Origin of the sequence: Streptomyces sp. NBC_01363 (assembly GCF_026340595.1) — a bacterium.
In the GTDB taxonomy this organism is placed as follows: Bacteria; Actinomycetota; Actinomycetes; order Streptomycetales; family Streptomycetaceae; genus Streptomyces.
Map to the genome: position 1 here is coordinate 1,945,457 of NZ_JAPEPF010000002.1, position 25,601 is coordinate 1,971,057.

Sequence of the window (25,601 nt, forward strand, 5' to 3'; positions counted from 1 at the left end):
ATCGGCAGTCAGTCGGGTGTGGAGGGCCGTCGTCGGTCGCCCCGGAACGGTCGTTCTCGGCCGCCCCCGGCATTCAGCCTTCGCACATTTCGGCTCTCCCGAGCGGTCATGTCGAATCCAGCCGGTCGCGGAAGAAGTAAGGGGCCGGGCCTTCGCACACAGTGCGGCGGCCCGGCGGCCGCCCTTGCCGATCCGTCCCCGGAGATTGTCATGAACGCGCTGCCCGTCACCTCCCTCCCCGCCGCCCCCGCCGTTCCCCCGCAGCCCGTCGTCCCCGCACAGTCCGTCGCTCCCGCTCCGCCGCGCTACCGGGTGTCCCTCGCCGCCGACCAGGACGAGGTCCGTGCCGCCCAGCGACTGCGCCATCTGGTCTTCGCCGGTGAGCTCGGCGCCAGGCTGGAAGGACCCGAACCCGGCCTGGACGGCGATGCGTTCGACGCGTACTGCGACCATCTGCTGGTACGGGAGGAGGCCACCGGCGACATCGTCGCCACCTACCGCGTGCTGCCGCCCGACCGGGCACGGATCGCCGGACGCCTCTACGCGGAGAGCGAGTTCGACCTCGGGCGGCTCGACCCGATCCGCGACGACCTGGTCGAGGTCGGACGGTCCTGCGTCCACCCGGCCCATCGGGACGGTGCCGTCATCGCGCTGATCTGGGCCGGACTCGCCCGCTACATGGAACGCACCGGGCACAACTGGCTGGCGGGCTGCTGCTCGATCCCCCTCGCCGACGGAGGCACGGCGGCGGCCGGGGCGTGGGAGACCGTACGGACCAAGTACCTGGCCCCCGAGGACCACTGGGTCACTCCCCACCGCCTCTGGCAGCCCACCGGGGGAGGGGCCCCGGTACCCACCGGACTCGCCACGCTCCCTCCGCTGCTCCGCGGCTACCTGCGCCTCGGCGCGCAGGTGTGCGGGGCGCCCGCCCACGACCTCGACTTCAACGTCGCCGACCTGTACGTACTGCTGTCGCTGCGCCGCACCGACCCGCGCTACCTGCGCCACTTCCTCGCGCTCGCCCCGCTGCGATGAACCCCTGGCTGCCCACCGCACCCTGCACCCCGCGCACCTGCGCCGGTCACGAGGGCCGGATGCGGGGCCGCCCGGCCGCCGCGGCCCTGCTGCTCGCCGGGTGCGCGTGCATCCTGGCCGGCGCCTTGGCCGCCCCGTTCGTGCCGTTGCTGGGCGCGGCACGGCGGGACCGGCTGATCCGGCGCTGGGCGTACGGCGTCGTGCGCTCCTTCGGGGTGCGGGTACGGATCACCGGCACACCCGCGGCGCCCGACGGCAACCCCGGGGCGCCGGGCACGCTCGTCGTCGCGAACCACATCTCCTGGCTGGACATCCCGCTCGTCGCGGCCGTGTTCCCCGGCCGGATGCTGGCCAAGAGCGAGATCCGCGGCTGGCCGCTGCTCGGCCCGCTCGCCGCACGCGGTGGCACGCTCTTCGTCGAACGCGACCGATTGCGCGCACTGCCCGCGACCGTGCGCACCATCGGGGCGGCGCTGCGCGGCGGATCACGCGTGGTCGTCTTCCCGGAGGGCACCACCTGGTGCGGGCGCGGCCCCGGGGGCCGGTTCGGGCCCGCCGCCTTCCAGGCCGCGATCGACGCGGACGCCATGGTCCGGCCGGTGCGCATCACCTACCGCGCCGCACCATCGCGGAGCACCGGGACCACCGGTCGGACGGGGCCCGCCGCGGGTTGCCGTCCGGCCGGCCACGAGGGATCCGCACCGGCGGAGCACACCGCACCGGCGGAACACACTGCCCCGGCCGGTGCGGCAGCGTTCGTCGGCGACGATCCGCTCCTCGCCTCACTGTGGCGGGTGGTGACGGCGGCCGGCCTGACCGCCGAGATCCGCGTCCTGCCGCCGATCCCGGCGAGCGGCCTGCCCGACCGCCGTGCCCTGGCCCGCCGCGCTCAGACCGCCGTCGCCAACGAGAGCGCGAACCGGCCGCCGGAATCCGTCCACCACTGATCCAGTCGCAGACCGGCCGTGTCCAGTTCCGCCCGGACACCCTCCTCGCGGAACTTGGCCGACACCTCCGTACGCAACTCCTCGCCGGCCTCGAAGGCCACCACCAGATCCAGGTCCGGGATCTTCACGGCGTGCGCCCGACGGGCCCGCAGCCGCATCTCGATCCATTCACGCTCCGGATCCCAGAGCGCCACATGATCGAAGGCAGCCGGGTCGAAGTCCGCACCCAACTCCCGGTTCACGACCCTCAGTACGTTCCTGTTGAACTCCGCGGTCACCCCGGCCGCATCGTCGTACGCGGCGACCAGCACCTTCTCCTCCTTCACCAGATCGGTGCCGAGCAGCAGCGCGTCACCGGGGGAGAGCAGCGACCGTACGGACTTCAGGAAAACCGCACGCTCGTCGGGCAGCAGATTGCCGACCGTGCCGCCGAGGAAGGCGACCAGCCTGGGCCCCGGTGTTCCCGGCAGTGCGAGGCCGCCCGTGAAATCGGCGATCAGGGCGTGCACGGAGAGCTCGGGCCGCTGGGCGAGGAGGGCCTCGGCGGCGCCGCGCAGCGCGCTCTCGCTCACATCGACCGGTACGTAACTGTGCAGCGCGGGCAGCGCGTCCAGCAGGTGCCGGGTCTTCTCGGACGACCCCGACCCCAGCTCGATCAGGGTCCGCGCCCCGGACACCCGGGCGATCTCGTCGGCGCGGTCGATCAGGATCTCGCGCTCGGCGCGGGTCGGGTAGTACTCGGGCAGTCGGGTGATCTCCTCGAACAGTTCGCTGCCGTGCGCGTCGTAGAACCACTTGGGCGGCAGTGTCTTCGGGTGCCGGGTCAGACCGTGCAGGACATCGGCGCGCAGGGCCGCGTCCGTCGCGTCCACCGGCAGGGTACGGGTCAGCAGAAAGGGACTCACTCAGTGGGCTCCTTGAGCGGGGTCAGCAGAACGTCGGTACGGGTCGCCGTCAGCAAGGTGCGGTCGGGGACCGTGCGCCAGCGTGGATCGTCGTCGTACGGCTCCGAGGCCACGACCGCGCGCAGGCCCGGCTCGGCCAGATACGACAGGGTGTCGCCCCAGGCCGTCGCGACGATCGTCGCGCCGTCGGTCAGCAGCAGATTCAGCCGGGACTCCGGCGCCGCGGCCGCCACGCCGAGCACGGTGTCGGCGACGGCCTGCGGCAGTTCGTCGCCATCGGCCAGCCGGTGCCGCACGAGGGCCCAGACGAGGGCCGAGTCGCAGCGCGCGGTGAGGGCGAGCAGTTCGGCCGGCGGCAGCGCCGCGGCGAGCGGAGCCACGGAGTGCGGCCAGCCCTTCACCGCACCGTTGTGGCTGAACAGCAGGGGCCCGGCGGCGAACGGCGCGGCCGCCGCCTCGCCGTCGGCGCCCGCCTCGGTGGCGTCCCGGACGGCGGCGAGCAGCGCTGTGCTGCGCACCACCCTGGCCAGGTCGGCGAAGGTCTCGTCGCCCCAGACCGGGCCCCGGCGCCGGTAGCGTCCGGGCACCGGATCGCCGTCCACGTACCAGCCGACGCCGAAGCCGTCCGCGTTGACGGTCCCGTACCGCTGGTGTCTCGGCGCCCAGGACTGGCGCACGAGACAGTGGGGCGGTCGCGTCAGCAGTTCACCGAGGGGCACCGGCGGTCCCAGATAAGCGATATGACGACACATCACATGTCCCTCGCGGTGCGGAACCCGGAGAAGACCTGACGCCGCACCGGTAGGTCCCAGTTGCGGAACGTCCCCCGGCACGCCACCGGGTCCACGGCGAACGAACCGCCGCGCAGCACCTTGTGGGCCGGTCCGAAGAACACCTCGGAGTACTCGCGGTACGGGAACGCCGAGAAGCCGGGATACGGGAGGAAGTCGCTCGATGTCCACTCCCACACGTCACCGATCAACTGCCGTACGCCGTACGGGGACCGGCCCTGCGCGTACGCCCCCGCGGGTGCGGGCCGCAGATGGCGCTGACCCAGGTTCGCCAGCTCGGGCGCCGGGTCCTCGTCGCCCCAGGGGTAGCGCCGGGACCGCCCCGACACCGGGTCGTGGCGCGCCGCCTTCTCCCACTCCGCCTCCGTGGGCAGCCGGCGCCCGGCCCAGCGGGCGAACGCGTCGGCCTCGTACCAGCTGACGTGGAGCACCGGCTCGTTCCCCGGCACCGCCTCGGTGATCCCGAAGCGGCGGCGCAGCCACTGACCGGCGTCCAGGTGCCAGAACAGGGGAGCGGTCAGTTCGTGCTCACGGACCATCGCCCACCCCTCGGGCGCCCACCAGCACTGCTCGGTGTAGCCGCCGTCCTCGATGAACTCCTGGTACGCGCCACAGGTGACCGGGGCCGTGTCGATGAAGAAACCCGGTACGTCGCGCACATGCGCAGGACGCTCGTTGTCCAGGGCCCACGGCTCGGTGGACGTCCCCATGGTGAACGGGCCGCCCGGGACCGGGACTTCTGCCGGAAGGCCCGCCGCGTCCGTGGGGGCCGGCGGCACGGGTGCGGCCAGCACGGCAGGGCCCGAACGGAGCTGATGGGTGATCAGCATCGTTTCGTCGTGCTGCTGTTCGTGCTGGGCGATCATGCCGAAGGCGAACCCGGCCCGCACCAGGGGGCGGCCGCCGTCGAGCGCGGTGCCGTCGAGGACGTCCAGGGCCCGGCCGCGTACCTCCGCGGCGTACGCGCGTGCCTCGGCGGGGGCCAGCAGTGGCAGCGAGGGGCGGGTCGCCCGGGGGTGCTCGAAGGCGTCGTACAGCCCGTCGATCTCCGGGCGCATCGCCTCCCGCCCGGCCACCCCGCGCAGCAGCCACAGCTCTTCCTGATTGCCGATGTGCGCGAGGTCCCAGACCAGTGGGGACATCAACGGCGAGTGCTGGGCGGTCAGTTCATGGTCGTCCACGCTGTCGGTGAGCAGCGTGGTGCGTTCACGGGCGGTGAGCAGCGCGGCGAGGGCGCGCTGCCGGAGTGCCTCGGCGTCCGCCCCGTGAGGCGCGGATCCGGTGGGAGTGGGGGAGTCGGTCATGAGCGGGACCCCTCGGAGTGCCGGCCGGAACCGCCGGGCGGAAGCGATGCGAGCAGTTCGGGAAGATCGTCGGCCGGACAGCGGCCCCGGGCCACGAACCGGTCGCTGAAGCCGGCCACGGCGTCCTGCACGGCCTTCGAGGCGCCCATCCGGGGCAGCGCCTCCAGCGCGACCTCGAAGCAGGTGGCCGCCGCCGCCCGTAGCTCGGGGTCGGTCAGGCCGTCGCGGGCGGCGCCGACCCAGAGCGGATTGCGCGGCGCCGGCGCTGCCCCGGCCGTCTCGGCCAGTGGTTTCACGGTGCGGTACACGGTCTCGGCGGCCTCCGGGTCGTCGAACAGGGCAGTGGTGACGGCGAGCGGCACCAGCCACCCGTCCGCACCGTGCTGTGCGTCGATCATGCGCAGCTCCAGATGACCGCGCGGGCGTGCGGGCGGGAAGAGCGTGCTGATGTGGAAGTCGAGATCGGCGCGCACCGGTGGTCTCGGCGCGCCGGTGCGGATCCAGTCGCGGAACGTCAATCCCTCCGGCACGGCCCACGGGCCCGTGTCGCCCCGGACGCACATCACCGGGGTGTCCAGCACATGTGCGGTCCAGGCGTCGCGCGGCGGCAGGCTGCCGGGCGGTGCCAGGGGCCGCCACGGGTCGAGGTCGGCCCAGAGCGACTGCCGGGTGGACCGCCACGGTGTCGGGCGGCCGAGCCGCAAGGGCGAGTTCGCGAACGCCGCCACCAGGACAGCGCCCAGCAGATGGCACAGCTGCCAGCGCCGCCCGTAACCGAGCGGACCGGGTTCCTCCTCTCCGGCGTCCAGGCAGACCTGGACGGACGCGGTGGTGCACATCATGGCGCGACCGGCCGGTCCCGAACGGTCGAACAGGACCTCCATGGCGTCGTAGCGGGGCTCGCGCAGCAGCCGGCGCGGAGCGTGCCACGGGTCGACGCCGATACCCACCGGTGCGAGCTCCACCCGGTCCAGGGCGTCACGTACTGCCGTGAGATCGGCGGCGGTGGCATCGACGCATGCCATCAGGGAGTCGGCGGGGCGCGAGCTGAGCTCCAGCTGGCCGCCTGGTTCGAAGGTGAGCGCCGCGTTCAGGGGCAGGGCCCGGAGAATGTCGGCGGCCGCTTCGAGACGGTGGTGCGGGACAGGAACGCGGGGATGTTCCCGGTCGTGAATGAGCCATTCGAGTTCGACGCCGACCTTGTGGGGCGGTCCCGTCTTGAAGCAGATGCAGCGCAGTAAATCCTCGGCCTCGCCCTCGCCCAGGGGCGGGAACTGGCCGGGCGGACCGTGGTCCCCGGGGGTGTCGTACGACATGCCGGGCCTCCTTTTCTCGGTGCCTCCCCACCACCCAAACCCTTACGGATCGATCGCACAAGGGTGCCCCTGTGCGTCGGAAATCCGGTTGCGTCCATGCCGTCGGAGCGTCGAGCATGCCCCGTATGCACCACACGGGGGAGTACCGATGAGCGCACGGTTGCGCGGCATCGCGCGTGAGACCGAGGCCATCGTCGAGGCCGACCGCTACCGCACGCAGGACGGGCGGGAGGTGAGCATCGAGCGCGCGCTGACCACCGCGCTCTCGGGCACGAGGCTGTACGGCCCGCAGCCGGTGCCGGTCGCGGCGCTCGACTCCGACCGGGCGCCGGTCGTCGAGGTCACCGGCGAGAGCAGCCTCCGGGCGGCGCGCCGGATGACCGGCGAAGGCCCCGGCAAGGTGGCCGTGCTGAACTACGCCTCCGCCCGCAATCCCGGCGGCGGATACCTCAACGGCGCACAGGCCCAGGAAGAGGCGCTGTGCCGGGGCTCCGCCCTGTACACCACCCTGCTGCGCGCCCCCGACTACTACGCCCACCACCGTGCGGAACGCAGCGCCTTCTACACCGACCGGGTGATTCACTCACCGGGCGTCCCGGTGTTCCGCGACGACCGGGGGCGGCTGCTCGACACCCCGTACACCGCCGGTTTCCTGACCTCCCCGGCGCCCAACGCCGGAGTCATCCGCAGCCGCGCCCCCGAGGAGGCCCACCGCATCCCCGCCACGCTCGCGTCCCGGGCGGAGCGGGTGCTGGAGGTCGCGGCGGTGCGGGGGTACCGCAGGCTGGTGCTGGGCGCCTGGGGCTGCGGTGTGTTCCGCAACGATCCGGCGCAGGTGGCCCGTGTGTTCCGGGCGCTGCTCATGGACGGCGGCAGGTTCGCCGGTCACTTCGAGCAGATCGTCTTCGGCATCCTCGACCGCAGCCCCGAATCCGCCACCCGGTCCGCCTTCGACCGGACGTTCGACCAAGGCCTCCCGGGGCCTTCCAGGGCCTCCGGGCCCTACTTCCAGTCGTAGCGCTCCCGCAGCCGGCCAGCGACCAGGTCGAACCTGTCCCGGTCCAGCGCGCACGCCTCACGCCGCATCCCGTCCTCGTGCACCCGCAGGACCCGGTCCAGATCGACCCACGACGGGCGGCCGGAGCTGTCCCAGGGGCCGGCCCCGAGCGCCACCCACTCGCGGTCCTGGTCGTGCTGCTTGCTGGAGAGCTGTACGGCGAGCAGCGTGCCCGCCGCCTCACGGGCCACCACCAGGACCGGGCGGTCCTTGCCGCGCCCGTCGTTCTCCTCGAACGGCACGAACGTCCAGACGATCTCACCGGGGTCCGGGTCGCCGTCCCGGTCGGGGGCGTACGAGGTGCGGACCGGCCCCACGTCGCGCGGGTCGGCCTCCGAAGTGGCGGTCGGGCCGGTGCGGCCCGGGAAGTCCGCCGAGTTGTCGATGCTGTCGTCACGGTGCTGGATGGTCATCCCCACACCGTATGACCTGCGGGGCCGATTCCGTGGAGCGGGGCCGGTGCCCGCCCCGGGTTGCTGGGCGTGCACCGGCCACCGCCGGACCGGTCAGGAGGGCGAGCCGTCCTCCTGATCACCCGTCACCGGAATCCGCTGCTTGCGCGGTGAGGGCGGGGTGGCCGGTGCCACCCCGTTCACCTGCGGCGCCGGTTCCGCCGGGTCGCTCTGACTCATCGTCGACAGCAACTGCCGGGCCAGTCCCAGGCCCGTGCCGCCCATGGTCAGCGCCTTCGCGAACATGTCGGACATGCCGTCGGCCCCGTTCAGCAGCACCATGTGGTCGACGCTGCCGAAGGCGCCCGCGCCCGCCTGGACGATCTCCGGCCACTTCTCGGCCAACTGCTGGGCGACGACCGCCTCCTGGTTCTCCGCCAGGGCCGCTGCCCGCGCCTTGATCGCCTCCGCCTCGGCGAGACCCTTGGCACGGGCCGCCTCCGCCAGCGCCAGCCCCTTGGCCTGGGCGGCGGCGGCTTCCGCCTCGCCCGTCGCCCTGGTCGCCGTCGCGGAGGCGGCGCCGCGTGCCTTCGTCGCCTCCGCCTCGGCGAGTGCCGCCGTCTTGACCCGGTTGGCCTCCGCGACCGCGGCGAGCTCCGTCTCCCGCGCCTTCGCCTCGGCGGCCGAGATCCGGGCGTCGCGCTCACCCTCGGCCAGGGTGCGCTTCTCGTACGCCTGGGCGTCCGCGGGCTTGCGCACATCGGCCTGGAGCTGCTGCTCGCGCCGCTGGGCCTCCAGTTCGGCGACCTTGGTCTCCTGGACCACGACCTCCTGGCGGGCCGCCGCATCGGCCAGCGGACCCGCCTGCCGGGAGCTCGCCGCCGCCTTGTCCCGCTCGGCCTGATACCCGGCCTGCAGGATCTCGCTGTCCCGGGTCGCCTCCGACATCCGGGCGGCGGCCTGCTGCTCCGCCTCGGTGGCCAGGCGGTTGGCCTCGGCCTGCGCGATCCGGGCGTCCCGCTGCACGGCCGCCGCGTGCGGCATCGCCAGGTTCTTGATGTAACCCGTCGGGTCCTCGATCTCATGGATCTGGAGCGAATCGACGATGAGCCCGAGCTTCTCCATCTCGGTCCCGCACGCGGCCCGCGTCTGCCCGGTGAGCTTCTCCCGGTCCCGGATCATGTCCTCGACCGTCAACCCGCCCACGATGGACCGCAGATGTCCGGCGAAGACGTTGTGCACCCGCTCCGACATCAGCTTCTGCTGATCGAGGAAGCGGCGGGCCGCATTGGCGATCGACACGAAGTCGTCGCCCACCTTGAAGATGACGACGCCCCGCACCCGCAGGGGAATCCCCTGATGCGTGACGCAATCGACGGACAGCTCGGTCTCGTTGAGATCCAGGGACATCTTCCGCACCGCCTGGACCCCGGGCAGGACGAGCGTGCCGTGACCGGTGACGATCCGGAACCCCATGCCCTGACCCAGGCCCTCGGTCTTGTGCTTGGAACCCGATATGACCAGTGCTTCGTTCGGCTCGGCCACGCGCCACATCAACTTGAACAGGCCGAACAACACAATGATGGCGGCGAGTGCGAGACCCGCCGTGACGCCGATGAACATCGGCATGCGCCCCCTTATCACGGCACCCCGTCGGCACCGCTGAACACGGGGGAGTCTTCTCCTGCTCGCGACGGTGCAGAAGACGCGTGCGGATCCTTGCCGAATTCTTGACGACGAATGCCGTCAAGAGCCCTCCGCTCGGGCCTCAACTCCCGTACGCGGGAGCCACATAGACCGTGCGCGGTGGCAGATGCTCGATCACCGTCACCACCGTGCCCACCTCGATGCGCTCCTTCGCCGTGGCCGGATGCGCGAGAAAGTGCTCGGCGCCGCCCCGGATCCGTACCATCACCTCGCCGACCAGTCCCGGCCCCACCGTCCCGGTCACCCGGCCGAGCAGCCCCACCATCGAGGATTCATCCATGCCCCGGAGCGTACCCACGCACCGCGGGTCTGGAAGACTGCCCGACGCCATGAGCCAGTTACCGAACCAGCCCACCGAACCCCCCGTCCCCACCAGCGCCGACGTCGCACGGCTCGCCGGGGTCTCCAGGGCCACCGTGTCGTACGTGCTGAACAACAACGCGTCCGTACGGATCAGCGAGACCACCCGCCGCCGGGTCAGGGAAGCGGCCACCGAACTGGGCTACGTGCCGCACGCCGCGGCCCGGAGTCTGCGCGCCGGACACACCCGCATGGTGCTGCTGCCCACCGTGAACCTCCCGACCGGCCCGCTCCACCACCGCTTCTTCCACGAACTGGAAGCGGGGCTGCGCCGCCTCGACTACACCGTCGTCCAGTACGGCAGCACCGGACTGGACCCCGACGATGCGCCCCGCGCCTGGGCCGAACTCCGCCCGGTCGCCGTCATCGCCCCCGGCACGATCGACCTCACCCCGTACGGGATATCCGTGCTCAAGCGGTCCGGGGCCAAGGCCGTGATCACCCTCGGCCCGCGGCCGGTGCCGGGCGCCCACGCCCTCGTCATGGACCAGCGGGAGGTCGGCAGCTGCGCGGTCGGACACCTGCTGGACAGTGGCCGGCGACGTATCGGCGTGGTCATGCCCGAGGAATGCGGACTGGGCCCCTTCGCCGAACCCCGGCTGACCGGGGCCCGGCAGGCCGCCCGGTTCCACGGGGCCCGGGTGGAGCCGCTGCCGCTTCGGTACGACGAGGAGTCGGCCGCCCGGCTCGCCGCCCGCTGGCGCACCCTGGACCTCGACGCCGTGTTCGCCTACAACGACGAATACGCGATGCTCCTGATGCGGGCCCTCCAGGACGCGGGCGTCGAGGTGCCCCGCGAGACCGCTGTGATCGGTGCCGACGACCTGATGCTGGGCAGGCTGCTGCGGCCCCGGCTCAGCACCGTACGCATGGAGCTGGCCACGGCGCAGCCCCTGGCGGACCTCGTGGACCGGCTGGTGCGGGACCCCGGCGGTGCCCCCGAACACCACGACCTCCTGCGGGTCGGGGCGGTCCGGCGCGAGTCCGCATGAAGCGCCGGAGTCCGGTCGCGACGGCCGGACCGCACCGTGCGGCAGCGCGGCAACGTGCGTACCGCGTGCCGCTTGCCTAGCGTCATGACCATGAGCCATCCGCAGAGTTACGAGATCCTGCTGGTCCCCGGATTCGCCGAGGACACCACCGAGGCCGCCGAGCCGGGCGGCGCCATCCGCTCGGCGGTCGTGTCGGCGACCGGTGAGACGGGAGCATCCGGTTACCCCCGGTATTCCGGCGAGGGCATCGTCGCGGACATCGACCCCGCGACGCACTCGGTCGAGGCCCTGCTGGTCGACGGCGCCGAGCTGGCCCTCGGCCTCACGGCCCGGATCGAGGAACGGGACGCCGGGACCGACGCCGACCGCTGAGGCCGCGCCGCCCGCTCCCGGACACGACGAGGGGCCCGACCGCCCGGACACTGTCCGCCCCGGCCGGGCCCCCGATGTGACGGCATGATCCAAACGAGAAGCCCTAGCTGTTCTGCCCCTTCTGCTGCTCCTCGATGGACTTGCGGACGTCGTCCATGTCCAGCTTCCTCGCCTGCCCGATCACGTCCTCCAGCGCCGCCTCCGGCAGCGCCCCGGGCTGTGCGAACACCGCCACGTTCTCCCGGACGATCATCAGCGTGGGAATGGAGCGGATCTCGAAGGCCGCCGCCAGCTCCTGCTGCGCCTCCGTGTCGACCTTGGCGAAGACCAGGTCGTCGTGGCGCTCCGACGCCGCGTCGTAGACCGGGGCGAACTGCCGGCACGGGCCGCACCAGGAAGCCCAGAAGTCGATCAGGACGAAGTCGTTCCCACTGACGACCTGATCGAAGTTTTCCTTGGTGAGCTCAACGGTGCTCATTGTCTGCTACCTCTTCCTGTGCCCGCTCGGACCTGTCCGAACAACGGTGCCTGCACTTGCGCTATTCCGCCTGCCCATGTGGCCGCCGCGCACACCCACGACCAGACTGTCCCCATGACAGATGCTTCCCTGAACGCCGAGTACGACGTCGTGGTGATCGGAGCGGGTCCGGTGGGCGAGAACGTCGCCGACCGGGCCCGCGCCGCCGGGCTGAGCGCCGCCGTCATCGAGGTCGAACTCATCGGCGGCGAATGCTCCTACTGGGCCTGCATGCCCAGCAAGGCCCTGCTGCGCCCGGTGGTCGCCCGCGCCGACGCCCGCCGCGTCCCGGGCCTCAGCGACGCCGTGCAGGGGCCGCTGGACACCCCGGCGGTCCTCGCCCACCGTGACACGTACGCATCGCACTGGAAGGACGACGGACAGGTCGCCTGGCTGGAGAGCATCGGCGCGGACATCTACCGGGGCCAGGGCAGGCTCACCGGCAAGAAGGCGGTGTCCGTCACCGCGCCCGACGGTACGGAGCACCGGCTCACCGCCCGCCAGGCCGTCGCCGTCTGCACCGGCAGCCGCGCCGTCGTCCCCGACCTGCCCGGCATCGAGGGGGCCCGCCCCTGGACCAGCCGGGAGGCGACGAGCGCCAAGAAGGTGCCCGGCCGCCTCGTGATCGTCGGCGGCGGCGTGGTCGGAGTGGAGATGGCCACCGTCTGGCAGGCCCTCGGCGCCCGGGTGACGATGCTGGTCCGCGGCAAGGGGCTCCTGCCGAGGATGGAACCCTTCGCCGGCGAACTGGTCGGGCAGGCCCTCACCGAGGCGGGCGCCGACATCCGCACCGGGGTCTCGGTCGCCTCCGTACGGCGCGCGGTCCCGGACGGCCCGGTCACCGTGGAACTGGCGGGCGGCGGACACGTCGAGGCCGACGAGATCCTCTTCGCCACCGGCCGGGCCGCGCGCACCGACGACCTCGGACTGGAAACGGTGGGCCTGGAGCCCGGATCCTGGCTCACCGTCGACGACAGCTGCCGCGTCGAAGGCACCACCTGGCTCTACGCGGTCGGTGACGTCAACCACCGGGCGCTCCTCACCCACCAGGGCAAGTACCAGGCACGCATCGCGGGCGCCGCGATCACCGCCCGCGCCGCCGGCGTACCGCTGCTGGAGACCGACCGCTGGGGCGCCCACGCCGCCACCGCCGACCACGCGGCAGTCCCCCAGGTCGTCTTCACCGACCCGGAGGCCGCCTCGGTCGGCCTCACCCTCGCCGAGGCCGAGCGGGCAGGTCACCGGGTACGTGCCGTCGACCAGGACCTCGCCGCGGTGGCCGGCTCGGGCCTGTACGCGGACGGCTACCGGGGCCGCGCCCGCATGATCGTGGACCTCGACCGGGAGATCCTGCTCGGTGTCAGCTTCGTCGGACCGGGCATCGGCGAGCTGCTGCACTCGGCGACGATCGCGGTCTCGGGCGAGGTCCCCATCGACCGGCTGTGGCACGCCGTACCCGCGTATCCGACGATCAGCGAGGTCTGGCTGCGCCTGCTGGAGGCGTACCGGGACGCGTAGCCCCCCGAGGCGGGCCGGCCGTGAGGACGGCCGCGAGCAGCGATTTCGTGTACGGATGCCGCGGCGCGTCGAACACCTCCTCGGCCGAGCCCTCCTCCACCACCGTCGGTCCGCAGCGCGACGCGGACACCGGCGGGCATCGCGGCCCGCCCGATCCCGCCCTCCGGCAGATGCGGTTCCGCCTCCTGGTGGGGCACCCGCCAGGGCGCGACCCAGCCCGGTCCGTGCTGCAACGACACCGCTCCGCGAAATCGCAGCACGGGATCGTCCCCGGCCACGACACGTTTCGACGGCATTCCCGCCACCTCCCCGAGTAGACCGCCATCCTCGGCGGGCGGGGCGGTCGCAACCAGTCGTTTGCGGATGCTGTGACCAGGACTCACCGGCAGGGCCGACTGGTCAGACAGGCGGCCGGAGATCGCTGGTGGTGACCCGCACATGGTCGACGACGAGCTGCTGCGGGAAGGAGGTGCTGCCGTCCGGGTCGCCGGGCCAGTAGCCGCCGACCGCGAGGTTGAGGATCAGGAAGAAGGGCTTGTCGAACACCCAGTTGTTGCCGCCGAGGTCGGCGGGCGTACGGCGCTGGAAGACGTTTCCGTCCACCGACCAGCTCACCGAGCCGGGCGCCCAGTCGACGGCGAAGGTGTGGAAGTCGTCGGCGAACGCCTGGCCGCCGGGCAGGGTGTAGGCGGCGCCGATGCCACCGGAGCCGGAGTAGCCCGGACCGTGCAACGTGCCGTGGACCGTGGATGGTTCGAAGCCGACGTTCTCCATGACGTCGATCTCGCCCGAGTTCGGCCAGCCGACCTGGCCGATGTCGTCGCCCAGCATCCAGAAGGCCGGCCACATGCCCTGACCGCGCGGCACCTTCATCCTCGCCTCGACGTGTCCGTACGTCTGGGTGAACCTGCCGGCGGTGTTCAGCCGTGCCGAGGTGTACTCGCAGGTCCCGTACCAGCACTGGTAGTTGTTCGGATTCTCGCGACGCGCCGTGATGACCAGATGACCCTGGCCGTCGAGCGCCGCGTTGCTGTTCCCGGCCGTGTAGTACTGCCGTTCATGGTTGTTGACGTTGTCGCCGGTCTCGATCTGCCACTTGGCGCCGTCCACGGCGGAGCCCGCGGGGCCGTCGAAGTCATCGGTGAACGCCGCTGCCGCGGCCCGCGGTCCGGGCGCGGGCACTCCGGCCGCGAGACCGGAAGAGGCCGGGACCAGGGCGAGTGCGGACAGCGCGCAGAGCGCGGACAGGAGCAGTCGGCGGGGTGGGCGGGGGGAGGTCATGGGGGTCCTTCCCGTGCGGAACAGAGTGGTCGAGTGATTGCCATGCATATGACAAAGACCAGTTGTGGGGGGAGCAGGGAGAGGTCTTGGTTCTGTATGAGATTTAAGAAGTGAACCAACACGGTGTCAAGGGCTTGGTATGGACCACACTTCTTGCATTCAGCGACGGGATCAGTCGGCCGGTGCGGGGGGCAGCGGCTGTCCGCACCGCAGGTTCCACCGGCCGGACCGGCCGCTGAGCCCGGTCAGGGTCAGTGGGGCGACGTCCAGCCGCCAGAACGCCTCCGGCGGCAGGGCCAGCGCCCCGACGATCACCGCCCGCACCACCGCCGGCTCGACGACGCCCAGCACGCGGAGGCCCGCCCCGCCCCCGGCGGACTCCAGCGTCTCCAGCCAGCGCCCGGCCCGGGAACAGAGCTCCAGCAGGGACTCGCCGCCATGGGGAGCCGCCGAGGGGTCGGTGAGCCACGCCGACACCGCCTCCGGCTCCTCGGCGCCGACCGCCGCCAGCCGTCGGCCGCTCCAGCGGCCCATGTCCCAGCCACGGACGGCCGGTTCGGGCCCGGCGCGCAGCCCCAGCGCGTCGGCGGTCCCGGCGCACCGCTCGGACGGCCCGCGCAGCTGCCGGTCGGCGGCGGGCACCGCTGCCGCGGCGGCTCTGCACCGGCGGGCCCCCGCAGCGTCGAGCGGCGCGTCGCCGTCGAAACGGGCCTCGCGCAGCGCGGCGTTGAGCGCCGGTGAGATCAGCATCACCTGTACCGTCATGACCCGCTCGACTCCCTGAACTCCGGCCCCTCTGTGCCCACCATGGCATCAGGGCGATCCTGCCCGGTCACCGGCACCATGGCGGTGCCTGTCCCCAAGCGGTATGGTCACGGCGAACATGACGTAGGTGTGACGGAAGTCCGGTGAGAATCCGGCACGGTCGCGCCACTGTGAACCCGTACCTGTGCGGGAAGTCAGACCCAGCACCCACGTCTCAGGCACCACGATCGGGACGCGTGTTCCCTCAGGAGGTTCTGCCATGGCACAGACTGCTGCCCCCGCCACCGCCGTACCGGCGATCACCCCCATCTCCCTGAAGGCCATTGCCCCGTGGGCGGTCTTCTTCGGCATCCTCATGCTCGTACTGCTGTACTTCGTCGGCGCCGAGCAGGGCGCCACCGCGGTCATCTCCGGCGAAGGTGTCCACGAGTGGGTCCACGACGGCCGCCACCTCCTCGGTTTCCCCTGCCACTGACGTACCGTTCGATCCAGGGGAACCCTCATGAACTCCATATCTGTCAGAGCCCTGCTCGTCCGCGGCATGCTGGCCGGCCTCGCCGCGGGTGCGCTCGCTCTGCTCGTCGCCTACTTCCTCGGCGAGTCGCGTGTGGACGCGGCCATCGCTCTGGAGGAGTCGCACAGCCATCACCACGACGGCGGCGAGGAACTGGTCAGCCGCACCATGCAGTCCACCGCCGGCCTCGCCACCGGTGTGCTCGTCTTCGGTGTGGCGATCGGCGGCATCGCCGCCCTCGTCTTCTGCTACGCCCTCGGCCGGATCGGCAGATTCGGCCCCCGGGCCACGGCCGCGCTGATCGCGGGTGCGGCCCTGCTGACGGTGTACGTCGTGCCGTTCCTGAAGTACCCGGCCAACCCGCCGGCCGTCGGCAATCCCGACACCATCGGCAGACGTACCGCCCTGTTCTTCCTGATGGTCGCCTTCAGTGTGCTGCTGGCCGTCGCCGCGGTCATCCTCGGCAGACGGCTGGCTCCCCGCCTGGGCAATTGGAACGCGACGATCGCGGCATCCGTCGCCTACGTCCTGGTGATCGGGCTCGCCTACGTGTTCCTGCCCTCGTACAACGAGGTCGGCAAGGACTTCCCGGCCGCCCTGCTGTGGGAGTTCCGTCTGAGCACCCTCGCCGTGCAGGCCACCCTCTGGGCGACCTTCGGCCTCTTCTTCGGCTATCTGACGGACCGGCTTCTCGTACCGGGAACCGGCACCGCCGCGGCCGCGAACAGCGGCGCGAACCGGGCGGCCACTGCGGCCGGCTGACCGGCACGACACACGGCATATGCGGGCAGGCCGTCGACCGGAACCGCGCCGGGAGCTCCCGGCGCGGTTCCGGCGTTTGCCGTGCGCGGGCCGGGCCGACGGCCGGACCCGTCACCGCGGGCCCGGCGGCCACCGGCTCACTCCTCGGCCCGCGGGCCCCAGTCGATCCGGTAGTACTTCAATGTCCCGTCCTCCTTCACCAGGCGCATACCGACGGCTTCCATGACGCGCTGCGACGCGATGTTGTCCAGGTCGGCGTCACCGTGCACACGGCTCACACCCTGCTCGCGGGCGAACCGGAGCAGGGCGCGCAAGGCCTCGGAGGCGTACCCCATCCCCCGGGCCGAGGGGACGAGGCCGTAACCGATAGTGACGTTCCCGTTCTCGTCGGGCGCGCCGTGGAACCCCATCCCGCCGATCACCCGGCCGTCCTCGCGGCGGCGTATCTCGTACGAACCGAAGGGGCTGGGATCACCGGTCCTCGCGCAGGTGTCGAGAAAGCGCTCGGCCGCGGCCTTCTCGCCGGGGGAGGGGTAGCCGGGCGCCCAGTGCGCCCCGTCCCCCGGTGTGCCCGCCCTCACATGCAAGGCGTCGGAGGCGTTCATCGGGTGGAGCAGGAGGCGTGGGGTCTCTAGGTCGGTCATGAGCGAGTGAAGTATCACGCGGGACGGGCGGCCGGCATCCGAATTGAATGGTCCGGCCGGGATCCCACCGGCCGGAGGCGTGGGGCGCGACCCCGTCGGGGCCTTCCCGGGCTCACCCGGTGGAAGGCTCCGGGGAACTCGTCCCGCCTGAACCGGAGTCGAAGTCGAAGTCTCCGGAGAACACCGCCGCCATCCGCAGATGACCGGCTGCCTCCGCGCTCCGACCCTGGCGCTCAAGCGTGCGGCCGAGCATCAGCCGCGCGTAGTGCTCCACCGGGTCGCGCTCCAGTACCGCCCGCAGCTCCGCCTCGGCCCTGCCGAGCCGTGCCGAGTGGTAGTAGGTCCGGGCCAGCAGCAGACGCGGCGACACCTGCTCCGGGACCTCCTCGACCAGCCCTTCCAGGATCCGGGCCGCGGTCATGTACTCCTTCGCCTCGAAGAACATCTGCGCACGGTTCCAGCGGTCGGCAGCCGTGCCGAACTCGTAGTAGGTGTCGCTCACTTGACCTCCTCCGTCATGGATCGTCCCCGGATCGCGCCCGGCTCCGTCCAGCCACTGACCCGGCTCCCGCCCGGTCATCCCGCAATGGCCGCAACACGGCATGGTGGTTGAATATTCCACTAAATTGTCGGCGTGGGTACGTCATCCCCGGCCCCGCGCAGGAATAGGTTGAGCGCCATGAGCAATCTCGATCGCCAGGCCGCACTCTCCGTCTGCGGGGGACGTGGCTTCGTCGTCGCCGAGCCCGTACGCGAACTCCTCACCCCTCGCCATGTCCGGCTGGGCGAGTCCACCGAGGTTCGCAGGCTGCTGCCCAACCTGGGCCGCCGGATGGTCGGCGCCTGGGCCTTCGTCGATCATTACGGCCCCGACGACATCGCGGGCGAACCCGGGATGCAGGTGCCGCCCCACCCTCACATGGGTCTGCAGACGGTCAGCTGGCTGCACGACGGCGAGGTCCTGCACCGGGACAGCCTCGGCAGTCTCCGCACGATCCGTCCGCGCGAGCTGGGCCTGATGACCTCCGGCCGGGCCATCAGCCACTCCGAGGAGAGCCCGAAGTCCCACGCGAGGTTTCTGCACGGCGCCCAGCTCTGGGTCGCGCTGCCCGACGCACACCGCCACGTCGAGCCCCATTTCCAGCACCACACCGACCTGCCGGCCGTTTCGGCCCCGGGCCTCACCGCCACCCTGATCCTGGGCGAACTCGACGGCGCCACCTCGCCCGGCACCGCGTACACCCCGATCGTCGGCGCCGACATCGCCCTGACCGCCGGTGCCGAGGCCAGGCTGCCGCTCGACCCGGACTTCGAGTACGCGGTGCTCTCCATGTCCGGTCAGGCCGAGGTCGACGGCGTGCCCGTGCTTCCCGGTTCGATGCTCTACCTCGGTTGCGGCCGTACCGAACTCCCCTTGCGCGGGGATACCGACGCGGGCCTCATGCTTCTCGGCGGCGAGCCGTTCGAGGAGGAGATCGTCATGTGGTGGAACTTCATCGGACGGTCCCACGAGGAGATCGAGGAGGCGCGGAGGGCGTGGATGGGCGGATCCCGCTTCGGCGAGGTCCACGGCTACGACGGCGACCGGCTGCCGGCCCCCGAACTGCCGCCCGTGGCGCTGAAACCACGAGGGCGGGTGCGTTGACCGGACGGTGACGCCCGGGTTCAGAGGCCGAAGTTGCTGAGGCGGGACTCGTACCGGATGGTGAGGGCCTCGGCCTCGTCGACCGGGTCGCCCCGGAGGGGCCCCAGGGACTCCGATCCGTCGAAGATCGCCGTGGTCGGCAAATGGGGCGGGGTCACCTGGGCGCCGCCCACCGAGGGTTCGGTCCAGCGGGGCGCGTTCGCCCCGGGTACCGCAGCGTGATCAAGACTGACGGTAACCTGCATGTACTTGGGTTGGCCCGACCTTGTTGCGTCGGGTGTGGCTGTGTCGGCGCTGACCGCCTCGCCCGACGACGGGCCCGGATGGCCGGTATGGCCTCCGCTGTAAGGTCATGTGCATGTTCCCCGCCGCGATGCCTCCCCGAATCGGCGGACTGTGGCGATCGACGGAGTCGGGTGTCGTCCACGCGCCGCAGCAGCCGGCGGAGCTCCGCCGGGCACGCCGTCGAGCCGCGTCGCTCATCGTGCTGGCGGGCCTGCTGGCGGTTGCCGCGGTCGCGATCTGCGGCAGCGCGGTGGCACATTGGGGCGACGCGTACATGCCGACGCCGAATCGCTACGGAGAGCCCGGCCGGTCCCGGCCGGTCGTGATGCTCGGGCTCGGACTTCTGCTGCTCGTGTCCGCCGCCTTCGCCGTGGTCGGTGCGCGCGTCCTGCGCAGGCCCAGAAGGCCGACGGTCGAGCTCACCCCGACGGTGGTGCGATCGAACATGTACGGAGCCGTCGAGGTGCCCTGGGACGAGATCCTCGGGGCACGGGTGGCGGACGGACCGCATATCGATCTCGCCCGCCCGGCAAGCACCTACCGCATCACGGGAAGAACCCGCCGTGAGGACGGAGCGGCTTCGCTCCGTCTGTACGCTCCGGCCACCGAGTTGCTCCCGCTCCTGGCCTGGCTGCGGGAGCATCCCGAGTCGCGTACGACGGTTCTTGCGCCGTGGTCGGATCAGGTGGCTGTCAGGAACGGCGACCTGGAGAAGTGATGCGTCAGTACCGGGGCGCGGTCTCGCAGTTCACCGTGAACGACGATGTCGAGGTGCCCGTTCCCGTGCCCGGTTCGGTCTGGACCGTCGGTGCGGTCATCCTCGACCGGAACGGTGCGGCCTTCGCCCAGAGGCGTAGCTCGGACCGCCGGCTCTTTCCCGACACGTGGGACATCGTGGGCGGCCACGTCGAGGCCGGCGAGACCCTCTTGGACGCTCTCGCCCGCGAGATCGAGGAAGAGACCGGCTGGCGCCTGCGCCACGTGCGGCGGTTCCTCGGCACCAGCACCTGGACCGGCGACGACGGCGCCGGACTCCGTCACGAGGCCGACTATCTCGTCGAGGTCGACGGTGACTTGGGCAACCCGGTCCTGGAACGGTCCAAGCACTCCGCCTTCGACTGGTTCGGCCCCGACGACCTCGCCCGTCTGAAGGACAACCGCGCGCCCGGAGAATTCCTGATCCACGACCTGATCGCACTGGCCGTGCGAGCACAGTACGGGGCGTAGGCGCGACGGAGCCGGTACTGCCGACCGTCTCCCGGGGCGGCGGCGACCTCGCACGGAACGGGTGCGAGGCCGACGGTCTCCGCGCTCTCACGCCGTGGTCGGCGCTTGGGCCGGTGCCGCGGTGGGAGCGAGGTGCAGGTGCCCGGTGCGGCGCAGGCCGGTCAGGGCGGCGGCACAGGCGAGACCGAGCACGGACAGCGCGGTCCACGGCAGCCAGGGGGCATGGGTACGGGTGGCCAGGTCGAACAGGGCTCCCACGGCGAGGTTCCCGAGGGCGACGGCGAGGCCGGCCACGGTGCTGTAGGCGCCGTAGTAGGTGGCCACCAGACGCTGTCCCGAGAGCCGGACCAGCGTGTCCATCTCGAACGGGTACAGCAGCGCGGCACCCGCGGCCAACAGCGCCGCGCACGCCACCAGGCCCCCGAGCCCGAGTACGGCGGTCAGTCCGTGGCCGCGGTGGTGCGGGCCCGGCAGCAGGGGCAGGAACGCGGCGCCCATGACGGCCAGGCCGAGCGCGATCGCTTTCGGCGGGGCCAGGTGTTTCCTGGCCCAGTCGGTCAGCCGGAGCTGACCGGCGACCGCGACCGCGGCGGAGACGGCGAAGACCACACCCATCGCGGTGCCGCTGTCGTCGCCCAGCAGGGTGCGGGCCTGCAGGGGCAGGGCGAGGTAGGCCTGGAAGGCCAGCAGGTACGAGCCGGCCATCGCGGCGGAGAACAGGACGAAGGGCCGGTTGCGAAGAATCGTCCGCCAGTCCGTCGCGATGCCCCGCCACCCACTCGTACGCTCCGCGTCCGGTGCCGGACGCCGTGCCGGCAGGGCACGGGCCTGGACGACGGCCAGGACCCCGAACACGGTCGCGGACGCGGCGCACACCACCCGGAAGTCGAGGGTGAGCAGGGCGAGCCCGGCGAGCGGGCCGAGCAGGATGCCCGCCTGATAGAAGACGTTGAAGACGGCGAACGCCTCCACCCGGCGCTCTCCGGCGCCCTGGGCGAGGTAGGCGCGGACGGCGGGGTTGAACAGGGCGCCGGCGAACCCGGTCGCGGCGGAGGCGATGATCAGCGCGGGCACGGTGTCGGCCAGGGCCAGCAGCGCGAACGCTCCGGTCCGCAGAGCGCAGCCGGTCAGGATCATGGGTTTGTAGCCGATCCGGTCGGCCAGGGTCCCGCCGAGCCAGAACATGCCCTGCTGGGAGAGGTTGCGTACGCCCAGGACGAGGCCGACCGCCCACGCGGCCAGGCCGAGGCCGTGGGCGAGGTGGTCGGCGAGGTAGGGCATGAGCATGTAGAAGCCGAGGTTGATGCCGAACTGGTTGACCATCAGCAGCCGGATGCCGGGCTCGAAGGAGCGCACCTGCGCGCGCAGCCGCCTCACCGGGCACCCGCCAGTACGGCAGGGACGACGGCCGGGCCGGTGACCGTTCGGCAACGCGTCCAGGACGTCACGGTGCGCTCGCCCGGGTCGGTGATCTCGTCCGGCTCGTCCGGCAGCGGCACCGGGGGGTCCAGGAGGCTGTGGCCGTGGCACCAGCCGTCGTTGTAGATGGTGTCGAGATAGCGATGGGGTCCGTCGGGAAAGATCGCGGCGATCCTTGTTCCGGCGGGGCAGGTGCGGGCGGCCCATCCGGCGACCATCGCGACCGCGCCGACGCTCCAGCCGCCCGAGGCGTAGTGGTGGCGGGCCAGCGACCGGCAGGAGCGGACCGCCTCGGCCGGGGCCACCCAGTGGACCTCGGTGAATGCCGGGTAGGCGACATTGCCCGGGTGGATGCTGGAACCCAGCCCGCGCATCAGCCGCGGCCCGGCCGGCTGCCCGAAGATCGTCGAACGGGTCGAGTCCACGCCGATCAGCGCCAGGTCCGGGAACGTCCGGCGCAGCGCGGCCGAGACCCCCGCGGAGTGGCCGCCGGTTCCGACGGAAGCGACCAGGACGTCGACGCGGCCCAGTTGCGCGACGAGTTCGGCGGCCAACGGGGCGTAGGCCGCCACGTTGTCGGGGTTGTTGTACTGGTCGGGGCACCACGCTCCGGGAGTTCCGGTGAGCAGTTCGGCCACCTTCTCGCGCCGGGCCTGCTGCCAGCCGCCCACCGGGTGCGCGGTGGTGACGGTCTCGACGCGGGCGCCGTAGGCGACCAGCGCCCGGCGGATTCCCGGCTCGAGTCCGGGGTCGGAGACCACGGTGACCGGATGTCCGAAGGCGATCCCGGCCAGGGCCAGGCCCAGTCCCAGGGTGCCGCTGGAGGATTCGATGACCGGCGCACCGTGGACCAGATCGCCGCGCTCCCGGGCGCGGGCCACCATGTGCAGGCCGGGGCGGTCCTTGATGCCGCCCGGGTTGGCGCCTTCGAGCTTGGCCCAGAAACCACGGCCGGCGTCGGCGAAGGGTTCACCGATCCACAGCACCGGCGTGCGGCCCACCAGACCGGAAGGTCCACGGGCAGATGTCGGGGCAGGGGCGTACGAGGGGATGTTCATGAAGGTGTCACGGCTCCTCGCCCCGGGCCGGCAGCGGCCGTCGGGGCATCGGGGGATCAGGGAGCGGACACACAGCGGCCCGATCCGGTCCGGCACGGGCCGGACGGGTGTGCAGCGGGTGGGCGGCTGTGCGGGCCCGGTCAGGTCCGCGCCACGCACAGGGCCGTGAGGATGCACCGCCCGCCGAGGAGGCCGTGATCGGGTGCCCGAGCCGTCCCGTTGCCCGGCAGGGCGGCGGCGGGCGCCCAGGGCCGGACCTCCACCGGGAGCGCCCCTCCCGGGGCGGGAGGGGGTGGGGCGTCGATGCGGATCCAGTCCGCCGTGTGATCCGTCTCGGGGCAGCACGGTGCCGGATCGGGAGACGACGCCGCGGCCGGACCGGGCGGTGTCGCCGCAGGAGCGGCGGCTGCGGCAACCGCGTTCGTCGGGCCGTGATGGGTGTCGAACGCCGTGCCATGGCTGTGTGCGCAGCTCAGGAGGTGGAAGACCAGCCAGAGCAGTAGGAGGAGCACGCCGCCGTCCCACATGCGGCGATATGCCGGGGAGAACGACGCCGCACCGATCATTGACTCAAAGTACCCAAACGAACACGCGAAGTCACACTGGCCGGTCGGCTCGCCGCAATGCGATTTCGGGGCCCGGCGGCGTTCGGCGGGGCTGGACGACGATGCCGTCGTCAATCGTGCGTCAAGGGGCGTCCGTGCGGGATCAAGGGAGCGCTAACGGAGATGTTCGGTCGGGCAGGAGCGGGCATAGCGTCACTGGTATGTCCCGGCTTGCCAGTAGTCCGGGGTGATGTACCCGTCTCCACGAGGAGTGCCATGAACGACAACCAGTGTGCCGAGGACCCCGACCCCCTTCAACCGAACCGGACCGGAGGACTGTTCGTTCCGGTCCGGTCGGGGCCCGCGGGCCACTGCGTCCGCCTCTTCCGTACGCCTCTCGGTGCACGTACCGCCGTCGCCTTCACCCACGAGCGGCAGCTGCTCCTCACCCTCGGGCAGCGGCAGACCTGGATCCGGCTGTCCGAGCCGGCGGTACGCGCGCTCGTCGCGCCGTTGGGGGTCGTCGATCTCGTCATCGACCCGCTGCTCGCTGTCCCGGGTCCCGGTGCCGCCTCCTCCGCGCGGCTCACCCGCCGCACGGCCCCCGCGCCACAACGCGAGCGCCGGCCGGTCCGGAATCTGCGAGCGGTCGATGTGGTCCGCGCGGCCGGAACACAGTCGTTGTCTCCTGCATCAACCTCTTGATCGGCTGGGGGAACACCATGACCACAACACTTCCCGGGCCGTCGGCTCCGACGCCCGCACCGACCGTGCCCCACGCGGCCCCCGTGCCGCCCGGCAACGCGGCAGGCCTGTCCGTCTGGCCCGCTTCGGCGCGGCTCACCTCCCGCGACGATGTCGCGGTGGCAGGCGTCTCCCTCGTGGAGGCGGCCGAGCGGTTCGGCACACCGGTCTATCTCCTGGACGAGGGCGAGGTGCGGGAACGCTGCCGCACCTATCTGCGGTCCTTCCCGGACACCGATGTCGTCTACGCGGCGAAGGCATTCCTCTGCCGTGCCCTCCTGCGCTGGGTGCAGGAGGAGGGCCTCGGCCTGGACGTCTGCTCCGCGGGCGAGCTGGAGTTCGCCGTGACGACCGGCTTCCCGCCCGAGCGCATCGTGCTGCACGGCAACGCCAAGAGTCCGGACGACCTGGACGCCGCGCTGCGCCTGGGCGTCGGGCGGATCGTCATCGACAGCGCGTGGGAGATCGCCCGGCTCTCCGCGCTCGTCCCGGACGGCGCCCGCCAGAAGGTGCTGGTGCGTGTGGTTCCGGGTGTGAGCGCGGGCAGTCACGCCGCGATCCGCACCGGCACGGACGACCAGAAGTTCGGGCTGTCGATCACCGACGGGAGCGCTCAGCACGCCGTCGCGCGGATCCTCGACCAGCCACGGCTGGAACTCGTCGGACTGCACTGCCACATCGGTTCGCAGATCACCACCGTCAAGCCCTACCTGACCGCGCTGCGACGGGTCGTCGGGCTGCTCGCCCAGATCCGCCACCAGCACGGAATCGTCCTGCCGGAGCTGGACCTCGGCGGCGGGCACGCGGTCGCCTACCGGCCGGGCGAGACCGCGCTCGACATACCGTCCCTCGGCGCCCGCGTCCGCCGGGAACTGGCCACGAGCTGCAGCGCGGCCGGCCTCCCCGTCCCCCGGCTCACCGTCGAGCCCGGCCGTGCGCTGGTCGGGCCCGCGGGTGTGGCGCTCTACCGGGTGCTCGCGGTGAAGCGGACCGGCGACCGGATCTTCGTGGCCGTGGACGGCGGAATGAGCGACAACCCGAGGCCCGCCCTGTACGGCGTACGTTACGCGCCCCGGCTCATCGGCCGGCGCTCGACGGCCGAGCCCTGCACGGCGACCGTCGTCGGCCGGCATTGCGAGGCGGGCGATGTGCTCGCCGCCGATGTGACCATGCCCGGCGACATCCGCCCCGGGGACCTGGTGGCCGTCCCGGTCGCGGGCGCCTACCACCTGTCCATGGCATCCAGTTACAACGCGGTCGGCCGCCCGCCGGTGGTCGCCGTCGCGGACGGCCGCGCGCGGCTACTGGTCCGCCGCGAATCCCTCGCCGACATCAACGGCCGCGACGTCGGTCTCTGAGCCGATGGCACGCGGGCCCTCCGAGCCGATGGCACGCGGGCCCGCGACGCCGCCCGTCCCCGTTTCGGCTGTCCTCCCCCCGACGGCGAAGTCCGCGCGATGCCGTCCGGATCTCGCGGCAGGCCGCGAACCCGAACGCGC

30 protein-coding genes and 1 pseudogene are annotated in these 25,601 nt (G+C 72.1%); 13 read left to right on the forward strand and 18 right to left on the reverse strand.

The window, feature by feature from the left end:
• Positions 1-210 precede the first annotated feature (210 nt).
• Entirely contained in the window at positions 211-1,035 is an 825-nt protein-coding gene (locus tag OG611_RS36525) for a GNAT family N-acetyltransferase (protein WP_266430249.1), read from the forward strand.
• Positions 1,032-1,982, forward strand: a complete 951-nt coding sequence (locus OG611_RS36530) for a 1-acyl-sn-glycerol-3-phosphate acyltransferase (protein WP_266430252.1) — start codon at positions 1,032-1,034, stop codon at positions 1,980-1,982. Before OG611_RS36525 ends, OG611_RS36530 begins: the two co-directional genes overlap by 4 nt.
• On the opposite strand, the gene egtD is transcribed toward OG611_RS36530, so the two are convergent.
• The 4 genes from egtD to egtA are packed head-to-tail and all read right to left on the reverse strand — an operon-like array spanning position 1,925 to position 6,298.
• Positions 1,925-2,887, reverse strand: coding sequence for an L-histidine N(alpha)-methyltransferase (egtD, locus tag OG611_RS36535; RefSeq protein ID WP_266430255.1), 963 nt, complete (start codon positions 2,885-2,887; stop codon positions 1,925-1,927). The two genes, OG611_RS36530 and egtD, sit on opposite strands and share 58 nt — an antisense overlap.
• Positions 2,884-3,639: an ergothioneine biosynthesis protein EgtC gene (gene egtC, locus OG611_RS36540; protein WP_266430258.1), complete on the reverse strand. Its 756-nt coding sequence runs from the start codon at positions 3,637-3,639 to the stop codon at positions 2,884-2,886. Before egtC ends, egtD begins: the two co-directional genes overlap by 4 nt.
• On the reverse strand, positions 3,639-4,982 hold the full coding sequence (gene egtB / locus OG611_RS36545) for an ergothioneine biosynthesis protein EgtB (RefSeq protein WP_266430260.1): 1,344 nt from the start codon (positions 4,980-4,982) through the stop codon (positions 3,639-3,641). Before egtB ends, egtC begins: the two co-directional genes overlap by 1 nt.
• Positions 4,979-6,298 carry an ergothioneine biosynthesis glutamate--cysteine ligase EgtA gene (egtA, locus tag OG611_RS36550; RefSeq protein WP_266430263.1) on the reverse strand — a complete coding sequence of 440 codons (1,320 nt, stop codon included), beginning with the start codon at positions 6,296-6,298 and terminating at the stop codon, positions 4,979-4,981. The genes egtB and egtA overlap by 4 nt, the downstream gene beginning before the upstream one ends.
• Positions 6,299-6,446: 148 nt before the next feature.
• On the opposite strand from egtA, the gene OG611_RS36555 reads away from it, so the two are divergent.
• A complete protein-coding gene (locus OG611_RS36555; RefSeq protein ID WP_266430266.1) occupies positions 6,447-7,316 on the forward strand; it encodes a TIGR02452 family protein in 870 nt (289 codons plus the stop codon).
• On the opposite strand, the gene OG611_RS36560 is transcribed toward OG611_RS36555, so the two are convergent.
• From OG611_RS36560 to OG611_RS36570, 3 genes are all read right to left on the reverse strand, one after another.
• Positions 7,301-7,768, reverse strand: a complete 468-nt coding sequence (locus OG611_RS36560) for a type II toxin-antitoxin system PemK/MazF family toxin (RefSeq protein ID WP_266430268.1) — start codon at positions 7,766-7,768, stop codon at positions 7,301-7,303. The genes OG611_RS36555 and OG611_RS36560 overlap by 16 nt on opposite strands.
• A gap of 93 nt (positions 7,769-7,861) precedes the next feature.
• Positions 7,862-9,376: a flotillin family protein gene (locus OG611_RS36565; RefSeq protein WP_266430271.1), complete on the reverse strand. Its 1,515-nt coding sequence runs from the start codon at positions 9,374-9,376 to the stop codon at positions 7,862-7,864.
• A gap of 139 nt (positions 9,377-9,515) precedes the next feature.
• Positions 9,516-9,734 carry a hypothetical protein gene (locus OG611_RS36570; protein WP_266430274.1) on the reverse strand — a complete coding sequence of 73 codons (219 nt, stop codon included), beginning with the start codon at positions 9,732-9,734 and terminating at the stop codon, positions 9,516-9,518.
• Between the two features lie 49 nt (positions 9,735-9,783).
• Here OG611_RS36570 and OG611_RS36575 point away from each other — a divergent pair, with 49 nt between their 5' ends.
• Together OG611_RS36575 and OG611_RS36580 are read left to right on the forward strand one after the other, a co-directional pair.
• Positions 9,784-10,806, forward strand: coding sequence for a LacI family DNA-binding transcriptional regulator (locus OG611_RS36575; RefSeq protein WP_266430276.1), 1,023 nt, complete (start codon positions 9,784-9,786; stop codon positions 10,804-10,806).
• 90 nt (positions 10,807-10,896) lie between these two features.
• Complete coding sequence (locus tag OG611_RS36580; protein ID WP_323180316.1) at positions 10,897-11,178, forward strand: hypothetical protein; 282 nt, start codon at positions 10,897-10,899, stop codon at positions 11,176-11,178.
• 103 nt (positions 11,179-11,281) lie between these two features.
• Here the strand turns inward: OG611_RS36580 and trxA are convergent, their stop codons facing one another.
• A complete protein-coding gene (trxA, locus tag OG611_RS36585) occupies positions 11,282-11,656 on the reverse strand; it encodes a thioredoxin (RefSeq protein WP_266430281.1) in 375 nt (124 codons plus the stop codon).
• A 114-nt stretch (positions 11,657-11,770) separates the two neighbouring features.
• Between trxA and OG611_RS36590 the strand changes: the two genes are divergently transcribed.
• Positions 11,771-13,213, forward strand: coding sequence for an NAD(P)/FAD-dependent oxidoreductase (locus OG611_RS36590; RefSeq protein WP_266430283.1), 1,443 nt, complete (start codon positions 11,771-11,773; stop codon positions 13,211-13,213).
• Here the strand turns inward: OG611_RS36590 and OG611_RS40785 are convergent.
• The 4 genes and pseudogenes from OG611_RS40785 to OG611_RS36605 form a co-directional block, all read right to left on the reverse strand.
• Entirely contained in the window at positions 13,167-13,343 is a 177-nt protein-coding gene (locus tag OG611_RS40785) for a hypothetical protein (RefSeq protein WP_323180317.1), read from the reverse strand. The two genes, OG611_RS36590 and OG611_RS40785, sit on opposite strands and share 47 nt — an antisense overlap.
• Positions 13,344-13,374: 31 nt before the next feature.
• A pseudogene (locus OG611_RS40790) lies at positions 13,375-13,653 on the reverse strand (hypothetical protein); the annotation flags it as partial.
• Positions 13,613-14,494, reverse strand: coding sequence for a glycoside hydrolase family 16 protein (locus tag OG611_RS36600; RefSeq protein WP_266430289.1), 882 nt, complete (start codon positions 14,492-14,494; stop codon positions 13,613-13,615). The gene OG611_RS36600 and the pseudogene OG611_RS40790, both read right to left, overlap by 41 nt.
• Positions 14,495-14,665: 171 nt before the next feature.
• Positions 14,666-15,259, reverse strand: a complete 594-nt coding sequence (locus tag OG611_RS36605; protein ID WP_266430292.1) for a histidine phosphatase family protein — start codon at positions 15,257-15,259, stop codon at positions 14,666-14,668.
• A 259-nt stretch (positions 15,260-15,518) separates the two neighbouring features.
• Here OG611_RS36605 and OG611_RS36610 point away from each other — a divergent pair, with 259 nt between their 5' ends.
• A complete protein-coding gene (locus OG611_RS36610) occupies positions 15,519-15,734 on the forward strand; it encodes a CbtB-domain containing protein (RefSeq protein WP_124720415.1) in 216 nt (71 codons plus the stop codon).
• Positions 15,735-15,761: 27 nt separating this feature from the next.
• Positions 15,762-16,535 carry a CbtA family protein gene (locus OG611_RS36615; protein WP_266430297.1) on the forward strand — a complete coding sequence of 258 codons (774 nt, stop codon included), beginning with the start codon at positions 15,762-15,764 and terminating at the stop codon, positions 16,533-16,535.
• A gap of 137 nt (positions 16,536-16,672) precedes the next feature.
• Here OG611_RS36615 and OG611_RS36620 read toward each other — a convergent pair whose 3' ends face one another.
• Both OG611_RS36620 and OG611_RS36625 read right to left on the reverse strand, forming a co-directional pair.
• A complete protein-coding gene (locus OG611_RS36620) occupies positions 16,673-17,179 on the reverse strand; it encodes a GNAT family N-acetyltransferase (RefSeq protein ID WP_266430300.1) in 507 nt (168 codons plus the stop codon).
• Between the two features lie 112 nt (positions 17,180-17,291).
• The gene (locus tag OG611_RS36625) at positions 17,292-17,681 is read right to left on the reverse strand and encodes a M48 family metallopeptidase (protein ID WP_266430303.1); all 390 of its coding nucleotides are present in this window, start codon (positions 17,679-17,681) and stop codon (positions 17,292-17,294) included.
• A gap of 177 nt (positions 17,682-17,858) precedes the next feature.
• Between OG611_RS36625 and OG611_RS36630 the strand changes: the two genes are divergently transcribed.
• Positions 17,859-18,824 (forward strand): pirin family protein, encoded by a 966-nt coding sequence (locus OG611_RS36630; RefSeq protein ID WP_266430306.1) that lies wholly within the window; start codon positions 17,859-17,861, stop codon positions 18,822-18,824.
• A gap of 20 nt (positions 18,825-18,844) precedes the next feature.
• Here the strand turns inward: OG611_RS36630 and OG611_RS36635 are convergent, their stop codons facing one another.
• Positions 18,845-19,069 carry a hypothetical protein gene (locus OG611_RS36635; protein ID WP_266430309.1) on the reverse strand — a complete coding sequence of 75 codons (225 nt, stop codon included), beginning with the start codon at positions 19,067-19,069 and terminating at the stop codon, positions 18,845-18,847.
• A gap of 113 nt (positions 19,070-19,182) precedes the next feature.
• On the opposite strand from OG611_RS36635, the gene OG611_RS36640 reads away from it, so the two are divergent.
• Positions 19,183-19,827: a hypothetical protein gene (locus OG611_RS36640; RefSeq protein ID WP_266430312.1), complete on the forward strand. Its 645-nt coding sequence runs from the start codon at positions 19,183-19,185 to the stop codon at positions 19,825-19,827.
• On the forward strand, positions 19,827-20,336 hold the full coding sequence (locus tag OG611_RS36645) for an NUDIX hydrolase (RefSeq protein ID WP_266430315.1): 510 nt from the start codon (positions 19,827-19,829) through the stop codon (positions 20,334-20,336). Before OG611_RS36640 ends, OG611_RS36645 begins: the two co-directional genes overlap by 1 nt.
• A gap of 87 nt (positions 20,337-20,423) precedes the next feature.
• On the opposite strand, the gene OG611_RS36650 is transcribed toward OG611_RS36645, so the two are convergent.
• The 3 genes from OG611_RS36650 to OG611_RS36660 form a co-directional block, all read right to left on the reverse strand.
• Positions 20,424-21,713 carry an MFS transporter gene (locus OG611_RS36650; protein WP_266430318.1) on the reverse strand — a complete coding sequence of 430 codons (1,290 nt, stop codon included), beginning with the start codon at positions 21,711-21,713 and terminating at the stop codon, positions 20,424-20,426.
• Positions 21,710-22,813: a PLP-dependent cysteine synthase family protein gene (locus tag OG611_RS36655; RefSeq protein WP_266430321.1), complete on the reverse strand. Its 1,104-nt coding sequence runs from the start codon at positions 22,811-22,813 to the stop codon at positions 21,710-21,712. Before OG611_RS36655 ends, OG611_RS36650 begins: the two co-directional genes overlap by 4 nt.
• A 140-nt stretch (positions 22,814-22,953) precedes the next feature.
• A complete protein-coding gene (locus OG611_RS36660; protein ID WP_266430324.1) occupies positions 22,954-23,379 on the reverse strand; it encodes a hypothetical protein in 426 nt (141 codons plus the stop codon).
• A 255-nt stretch (positions 23,380-23,634) separates the two neighbouring features.
• On the opposite strand from OG611_RS36660, the gene OG611_RS36665 reads away from it, so the two are divergent.
• Both OG611_RS36665 and lysA read left to right on the forward strand, forming a co-directional pair.
• Positions 23,635-24,063, forward strand: coding sequence for an SAV_915 family protein (locus tag OG611_RS36665; protein ID WP_266430327.1), 429 nt, complete (start codon positions 23,635-23,637; stop codon positions 24,061-24,063).
• Between the two features lie 17 nt (positions 24,064-24,080).
• On the forward strand, positions 24,081-25,460 hold the full coding sequence (gene lysA, locus OG611_RS36670; protein ID WP_266430330.1) for a diaminopimelate decarboxylase: 1,380 nt from the start codon (positions 24,081-24,083) through the stop codon (positions 25,458-25,460).
• The last annotated feature ends 141 nt before the right edge of the window (positions 25,461-25,601 follow it).